Origin of the sequence: Aeromonas sp. S15(2024) (assembly GCF_041402265.1) — a bacterium.
GTDB classification, from domain to species: domain Bacteria; phylum Pseudomonadota; class Gammaproteobacteria; order Enterobacterales; family Aeromonadaceae; genus Aeromonas; species Aeromonas dhakensis.
In genome coordinates this window covers 128884-135788 of record NZ_JBGLQY010000010.1, presented here as the reverse complement: position 1 = coordinate 135788, position 6905 = coordinate 128884, and the positions used below count along the sequence as shown (strand labels likewise).

General features: G+C 59.5%; 4 protein-coding genes, 1 tRNA gene and 2 rRNA genes. All 7 read left to right on the top strand.

Annotated features, from left to right (window positions below; translation table 11 throughout):
- Positions 1-103, top strand: a 5S ribosomal RNA gene (rrf, locus tag ACB033_RS18375); the annotation flags it as partial.
- Positions 104-150: 47 nt separating this feature from the next.
- Positions 151-226: transfer RNA gene (locus tag ACB033_RS18370), tRNA-Thr, on the top strand.
- Positions 227-248: 22 nt separating this feature from the next.
- Positions 249-363, top strand: a 5S ribosomal RNA gene (gene rrf / locus ACB033_RS18365).
- A 154-nt stretch (positions 364-517) separates the two neighbouring features.
- Positions 518-1483 carry a transcriptional regulator EbgR gene (gene ebgR / locus ACB033_RS18360; protein WP_139726291.1) on the top strand — a complete coding sequence of 322 codons (966 nt, stop codon included), beginning with the start codon at positions 518-520 and terminating at the stop codon, positions 1481-1483.
- 310 nt (positions 1484-1793) lie between these two features.
- Complete coding sequence (ebgA, locus tag ACB033_RS18355) at positions 1794-4868, top strand: beta-galactosidase subunit alpha (RefSeq protein ID WP_371140670.1); 3075 nt, start codon at positions 1794-1796, stop codon at positions 4866-4868.
- A complete protein-coding gene (locus ACB033_RS18350) occupies positions 4865-5320 on the top strand; it encodes a beta-galactosidase subunit beta (protein WP_139726289.1) in 456 nt (151 codons plus the stop codon). Before ebgA ends, ACB033_RS18350 begins: the two co-directional genes overlap by 4 nt.
- A 101-nt stretch (positions 5321-5421) precedes the next feature.
- Entirely contained in the window at positions 5422-6867 is a 1446-nt protein-coding gene (locus ACB033_RS18345) for an amino acid permease (protein ID WP_371140669.1), read from the top strand.
- The last annotated feature ends 38 nt before the right edge of the window (positions 6868-6905 follow it).

Sequence of the window (6905 nt, the reverse complement as noted above, 5' to 3'; positions counted from 1 at the left end):
AGCGCAGTGGAACCACCTGACCCCATGCCGAACTCAGAAGTGAAACGCTGTAGCGCCGATGGTAGTGTGGCATTCGCCATGCGAGAGTAGGACACTGCCAGGCACCCAATTTTAGATTACGCGGTGAGCGTGGTCTTTACCGGTTAGTGTGCTGATATGGCTCAGTCGGTAGAGCGCATCCTTGGTAAGGATGAGGTCCCCAGTTCGATTCTGGGTATCAGCACCATTTTCAAGTAGTACAGCTTTTGCCTGACGGCAATAGCGCCGTGGAACCACCTGATCCCATGCCGAACTCAGAAGTGAAACGCGGTAGCGTCGATGGTAGTGTGGCATTCGCCATGCGAGAGTAGAACACTGTCAGGCACCCATTTAGAAAAGGCCTCCCATTCGGGAGGCCTTTTTGCATTGGAAATTTACCGTTCTGATGGGTTTCTTTTAGTAAAAATGCTGGGATGTCAGCACGTTGCCCGTTACTCTTGGTCTGGTGTTGTCGCGCGTCATTGCCAGAGGAGTATGCATGGCCACGTTGAAGGAAATTGCACTGGAGGCGGGGGTTTCCCAGGCTACCGTGTCGAGGGTGCTCAATGAAGATCCGACGCTGAGCGTCAAGGAAGAGACCAAGCAGAAGATCTTCGAGATCGCCGAGCGGCTGGAGTACAAGACCAGCGGTGCCCGCAAGGGGGTTCACAAGAGCAAGCTGCATTTCCTGGCGGTCTATGCCTACCCGCAGAGCACCGAGGTCAACGACCCCTATTATCTGGCCATCCGCTATGGCATCGAGACCCAGTGTGCCCGTCTCAACATCGAGCTGACCCACTTCTACAACGGTGCCGAGGGGCGTGAGCTCTCTGCCGTCGACGGCATCCTGGTCATTGGCCATCTGCCCGCAGAGCGTCTCGCCGCGCTGTACTCCCTCTCTGCCCAGCTGGTGTTCGTGGATTGCCGCTCTCAAGGTGACTTTGACTCGATTGACGTGGATCTGGCGCTGATCAGTCAGCAGGTCGTGGATTTCTTCATGGCCCAGGGGCACCAGCGCATCGGCTATATCGGCGGTCAGGATGATGGCCCGGATCTGCGCGAACTGGCCTTCCTCGACTACGGTCAACGGCTGGGTGTGGTGCAGGAGAGCGACCTCTATCGCGGGGATTTCTCCAGCGCTTCCGGTTACAAGTTGGCCAAAGAGATGCTGGCCGGGAATTGGCCCAAGGCACTGTTTGTGGCCTCCGACTCCATCGCCATCGGCGTGCTGCGTGCCATTCACGAGAAGGGACTGGCCATTCCCCAGCAGATCGAGCTTATCAGCGTCAACGATATCCCGACCGCCAAGTTCACCTTTCCGCCGCTCTCCACGGTGCGGATCCACTCCGAGTTGATGGGCTCCCAGGGGGTCAATCTGCTGGTTGAACGGCTGCGTGACGAGCGGGATATCCCGCTGAGAGTACTGGTTCCTAGCAAGCTGACCCTGCGCGGTACTACACGATAGTTTTAGTAAAACACCTCTGTTTTTAGTCGCGCCATCTTGCGGTGGCGCAACACCTCTCCCAAGCAAATCTCTTTCAATAAACTCATATCATATTGTTTTATAGTTAATTTAATCACATAATAGTCCGCTGTCATCAACATCCATGCCACCCATCCATACCTTACCCTCCTTTGTCTCCCGCTTCTGATCTCGCTCACAAAACCATCCGCTCACTGTGATCAGGTTAAAACTTTACCGATATAAAACTGATATTTAGTAAATGTTTATCTAGAGTTTACCCAGTTAACGTTGCCTTGTTCCGGGAGGACATGTGAATAACTGGGAAAACGTCCAATTCGTTGGTGAAAACAGGCTGGCCCCGCGAGCCTACTTCTTCTCTTATGCCGACCACGGGCTGGCGGCCACCATGCAGCGCGAGCTGAGCCGCCGTTTTCTGAGCCTGAGCGGCCAGTGGCAGTTTCACTACTTCGACCATCCCTTGCAGGTGCCGGAGGCCTTCTATCACAGCCCCATGAACGAGTGGGGCCAGATCACCGTGCCCAACATGTGGCAGATGGAAGGGCATGGTCAGCTGCAGTACACCGACGAGGGTTTTCCCTTCCCCATCGACGTGCCCTTCGTGCCGACCAACAACCCCACCGGCGCCTATCAGCGCAGCTTCACGCTGAGCCCGGCCTGGGACGGCGAGCAGGTGATCATCAAGTTTGACGGGGTGGAGACCTACTTCGAGGTCTATGTGAACGGCCACTACGCCGGCTTCAGCAAGGGGAGCCGCCTCGCCGCCGAGTTCGACATCAGCGCCTACGCCAAGGTTGGCGAGAACCTGCTGTCGGTACGGGTGATGCAGTGGGCGGACTCCACCTATATCGAAGATCAGGACATGTGGTGGATGGCGGGGATCTTCCGCGACGTCTACCTGGTGGCCAAACCGGCGGCCCATGTGCAGGACTTCTTCATCCAGACCGCGCTGGCCGATGACAACCAGAGCGCCACCCTGAGCTGCGATATCCAGCTCGAAAACCTGGGGGCGGCTGCCCGTGATCATCGTCTGGTCTGGTCGCTGCTGGATCAGGGCTGCGAGATCGCCAGCGGCTCGCTCGACCATCTCGCCATCGACGGCAAGTGTGATTGCCGCTTCACGCTGGATCTGGCCAACCCCCATCTGTGGAGTGCCGAAGATCCTTACCTCTATCAGCTGCAACTCTCCCTCTACAACGGTCAGGGGGAGCTGCTGGAAGTGATCCCGCAGCGGGTCGGGGTGCGCGAAATCACCGTCAAGGATGGCCTCTTCCATGTCAACGGCCACTACCTCAAGCTGCACGGGGTGAACCGTCACGACAACGACCACCTCAAGAGCCGCGCGGTCGGCATGGACCGGGTGGAGCGTGATATCGTGCTGATGAAGCAGCACAACCTCAACTCGGTGCGCACCGCCCACTACCCGAACGACCCGCGCTTCTATGAGCTGTGCGACCAGTACGGTCTGTTCGTGATGGCGGAGACCGATGTGGAGACCCACGGCTTTGCCAACGTCGGCGATCTCAGCCGCATCACCGATGACCCCTTCTGGGAGCCGGTGTTCGTGGATCGCATCGAGCGCCACGTGCACGCCCAGAAGAACCACCCCTCCATCATCATCTGGTCGCTCGGCAACGAGTCCGGCTACGGCTGCAACATCAGAGCCATGTACCAACGCTGCAAGGCGATCGACCCGACCCGGCTGGTGCACTACGAAGAGGATCGCGATGCCGAGGTGGTGGATGTGGTGAGCACCATGTATTCCCGCGTCTCCCAGATGAACTGCTTCGGCGAGTTCCCGATGGATAAGCCGCGCATCCTCTGCGAATACGCCCATGCCATGGGCAACGGCCCGGGTGGCCTCAGCGAATACCAGCAGGTGTTCGACCGCCATCCCCACATTCAGGGCCACTACATCTGGGAGTGGTGCGATCACGGCATTCTGGATCAGGACGAGCAGGGCCGCCCCGTCTACAAGTACGGCGGCGACTACGGCGACTACCCCAACAACTACAACTTCTGCATGGATGGCCTCATCTATCCGGATCAGACTCCTGGGCCGGGCCTGCGCGAATACAAGCAGGTGATCTGCCCGGTCAAGGTACGGGCGCTGGATCTGGCCAGCGGCAAGTTGGTGGTGGAAAACCGCTACTGGTTCTCCACTCTCGACGACATCCGTCTGCTGGTCGAAGTGAAGGCCGAGGGCGAGCTGCTGGCCAGCCAGCAAATCAGGTTGGAAGGGGTGGCCCCCGGTGCCACCACAGATCTGCAGCTCGAACTGCCATCCCTCGATGGGCGGGAAACCTTCGTCCAGCTGCGGGTTATCAAGGCCACCGCTACCCGCTACAGCGCCGCGGAGCATGAGCTGGGCCAGTACCAGTTCCAGCTGAAGGCATCGCCCCGTCAGCTGCAACCTTTTGCCAACCCCAACGCCACCCCGTTGCACATTGCCGACGAGCGCCTCGCGCTTGTCTTAAGCGGCAGCGGCTTTGCCCTGCGCTTCTCGCGCCTCGATGGCAAGCTGGTGAGCTGGCAGCAGGATGGTATCGAGCTTATCGAGCGAGCCCCGCGTCTCACCTTCTTCAAGCCGATGATCGACAACCACAAGCAGGAGTACGAGAGCCTGTGGCACCCGAACCACCTGCAGATCATGCAGGAGCACTTCCGTACCTTGAGCTGGCGTCAGCTGGGCGAGGCGGTCGAGGTGACGGTCGAGAGCCTGATCGCGCCGCCAGTGTTCGACTTCGGCATGCGTTGCCGCTACGTCTACACCCTTAGCCCGAACGGTCAGCTGCACGTGGCCCTGTCCGGTCAGCCCTACGGCGGTTATGACGACATCATTCCCAAGATCGGTTTCGAGCTGGGTATTCGTCAGGATCTCGACCGGGTGCACTACCTTGGCATGGGTCCGGGCGAGAACTATCAGGACAGCCGCCAGAGCAACTGGATCGACAGCTTCCAGAGCACGGTGGGCGAGATGTGGGAGCACTACCCTTTCCCGCAGGACAACGGCAACCGCCAGCAGGTGCGCTGGGCGACCCTGACCAACCGTCACGGCGCCGGTCTCTACGTGCGGCCCGATGCCCCCATCAACCTGAGCGTCTGGCCCTACAGCTGGGAGCATATCCACGCGGCGCAGCACATCAACGAGCTGGAGCCCTGCGGTTATCTCACCCTCAATCTTGATCACAAGGTGCTGGGGCTGGGTTCCAACTCCTGGGGCTCCGAGGTGCTGGACTCCTGGCGGGTGCGCTTCGAGCCGTTCAGCTTCGGCCTGACCCTGCTGCCCATCGCCCGTGGCAACCTCAATCCGGCTGCGCTGGCCGGGCTCGATCTCACCATCAACGGCGGGAGGAACCTCGCATGATCACCCTGGACAACCTGACCCTGTTCAAAAACATCTACCGGGAGGGCAAGAAGTGGGGCCGCTGCGTGGAGGCCATCGACAACCTGCCGAACCTCAAGCCAGGTATCTGCCACTCCATCGGCGACTCCCTCACCTATCGCTTGCAGGAGGGGGCCAGCCCGGCCACCTCCTTGTTCGAGGGGCAGCGCCGCTACTTCGACGTTCACTACTACCTGGAAGGGGCAGAGACGGTGGAGTGGGCTGCCAAGTCGGAGCTGCGGGTCGAACAGGCTTACGACGACACCACTGATCGCGAGTGGCTGGCTGGCGAGGTGCGTGAGCGCCAGCAGGTGGGCAACGGTCAGGTGGTGATCTTCGAGAACGACGAGGCTTACCGATTCGTCGGCGACAGCCCGGTGCGCAAGCTGATCATCAAGGTCACCGTCGAAGGCGGCTACTTCAAAAACAAATAACAAGCCGCTGGTTCTGCACTGACAAAGCCGGAAGGGCGGGGCTCACCCTACAAATCATGCCCCGCCTTTTCGCGAGATAACTACGGGTCTGGAGATGCACCATGTCTGATTCCAAACGCAATACGATCGGCAAGTTTGGTCTGCTGTCGCTTACCTTCGCGGCGGTATTCAGCTTCAACAACGTCATCAACAACAACATCGAGATCGGTCTGGCCTCGGCCCCGATGTTCTTTCTGGCCACCATTTTTTACTTCATTCCGTTTTGCCTGATCATTGCGGAATTTGTGTCGCTGAACAAAAACTCCGAGGCGGGGGTGTATGCCTGGGTGAAGAGCTCCCTCGGCGGTCGCTGGGCCTTTATCTCCGCCTACACCTACTGGTTCGTGAACCTGTTCTTCTTTACCTCCTTGCTGCCGCGGGTCATCGCCTACGCCTCCTATGCCTTCCTCGGCTACGAGTACATTCTCACCCCGGTGGCGACCACGGCCTTGAGCATGGTGCTGTTTGCCTTTGCCACCTACGTCTCCACCAACGGCGCCAGGATGCTCGGCCCCATCACTTCGGTGACCTCGTCCCTGATGCTGCTGTTGACCCTCTCCTACATCCTGCTGGCGGGTGCGGCTCTGGTGGGCGGCGTGCAGCCGGCCGACCCCATCACGGTAGAGGCCATGGTCCCCGATTTCAGCTGGGCCTTCTTGGGCATCACCACCTGGATCTTTATGGCGGCCGGTGGCGCCGAGTCGGTGGCGGTCTACGTCAATGACGTGAAAGGGGGCTCCAAATCCTTCGTCAAGGTGATCATCGTCGCCGGGATCTTTATCGGGGTGCTCTACTCCATCGCGTCTCTGCTGATAAACGTCTTCGTCCACAGCGATACCCTGAAATATACCGGCGGCTCGGTGCAGGTGTTTGAAGGGCTGGCGGCCCATTTCGGCCTGCCGGAGATCCTGATGAACCGCTTCGTGGGTCTGGTCTCCTTCACCGCCATGTTCGGCTCCCTGCTGATGTGGACCGCGACCCCGGTGAAAATCTTTTTCTCCGAGATCCCGGCCGGCATCTTCGGCAAGAAGACCGTCGAGCTGAACGAGAACGGCGTGCCCGCCCGTGCAGCCTGGATCCAGTACCTCATAGTGCTGCCGCTGATGGTGATCCCGACTCTGGGCTCCAACACCGCTCAGGATCTGATGAACACAGTCATCAACATGACCGCTGCCGCCTCCATGTTGCCGCCGCTGTTCATCATGCTGGCCTACCTCAATCTGCGGCTGAAGCTCGATCATCTGCCACGGGAGTTCAGGATGGGTTCGCGAACCACCGGCATCGCCGTGGTCTCGGTGTTGATCGCCATCTTCTCGGTGGGCTTCCTCGCCTCCACCTTCCCAACCGGCGCCGACATCATGACCATCATCTTCTACAACGTCGGCGGGATCGTGATTTTCCTCGGCTTCGCCTGGTGGAAATACAACAGATACGAGGCCTCCCTTAGCGCTGAAGCGCGCGCGAAAGAGGCCCAGCCGGCGGCCCAGGTCGCCATGCAGGCGCCATAGGTACGGCATTGAATCCCAATCAGACCGGGTGGCCGTTG

Bases quoted from the DNA above. Each gene is read 5' to 3' on its own strand.
- ebgR (WP_139726291.1), top strand. From the start codon at position 518: ATGGCCACGTTGAAGGAAATTGCACTGGAGGCGGGGGTTTCCCAGGCT.
- ACB033_RS18350 (WP_139726289.1), top strand. From the start codon at position 4,865: ATGATCACCCTGGACAACCTGACCCTGTTCAAAAACATCTACCGGGAG.
- ACB033_RS18345 (WP_371140669.1), top strand. From the start codon at position 5,422: ATGTCTGATTCCAAACGCAATACGATCGGCAAGTTTGGTCTGCTGTCG.